Raw genomic sequence first — 847 nt, 5'->3', positions numbered from 1 at the left:
TGGCCTGCCCCCATTCGGCGGCCCAGGTTCGAAGTTAGTGCATCGTCGGTCGCATGACGATGGCGGGGTGAGCGAGCGGCGCTGAGCTGCTCGGTTCCGTTGGCCAGATGAAGACTTCGGGCGCAGGCGGGAGGTAGCCGAGCGACGAGTGCGGTCGGATGCTGTTGTAGTGCCGCCGCCATTGCTCGATCACGACGCTGGCCTCCTTCAGGGTGTAGAACACCTCGCCGTTGAGGAGTTCGTCGCGCAGCTTCGCGTTGAAGCTCTCGCAATAGCCGTTCTCCCAGGGACTGCCCGGCTCGATGTAGGCGGTCGTCGATCCCACCGCCGCGATCCAGTCCTGTACGGCCTTGGCAATGAACTCCGGCCCGTTGTCCGAGCGGATATGACCGGGCACCCCGCGTAGGCTGAATAGGTCCGAGAGCACGTCGATCACGTCCAGCGCCTTGAGCTTACGGGCGACCCGGATGGCCAGGCACTCACGGGTGAACTCGTCGATCACATTCAACATCCGGTACTTGCGCCCGTTGTGCGTGCGGTGCTCGACGAAGTCGTACGACCAGACGTGGTCAGGATGCTCTGGCCGCAGACGCAGGCACGAGCCGTCGTTGAGCCAAAGGCGTGCCCGCTTCGGCTGGCGAGTCGGAACCTTGAGCCCCTCACGGCGCCAGATCCGTTCGACGCGCTTCAAGTTCACCGTCCAGCCGTCACGCCGGAGCAAAGCAGTGATCCGACGGTAGCCGTAGCGCCCGTACTGGAGAGCCAAAGCGACGATGGCGGCCGTCAGAGCGGCCTCGTCCTCGACCAGGACGGCGACCTTGCGTTGCGTGGAACGATGCTGCCCTAG

At 64.7% G+C, this 847-nt stretch carries 1 protein-coding gene; it reads right to left on the bottom strand.

Annotation, left to right across the window (positions count from 1 at the left end; translation table 11 throughout):
* Positions 1-34: 34 nt before the first annotated feature.
* On the bottom strand, positions 35-847 hold an 813-nt coding region (locus AC0IWM_RS23685), incomplete at its 5' end, for an IS3 family transposase (protein WP_471759122.1).

The sequence above is a fragment of the Methylobacterium sp. AC433 genome (genome assembly GCF_979253015.1).
This window is presented reverse-complemented; position numbering and strand designations above follow the sequence as displayed.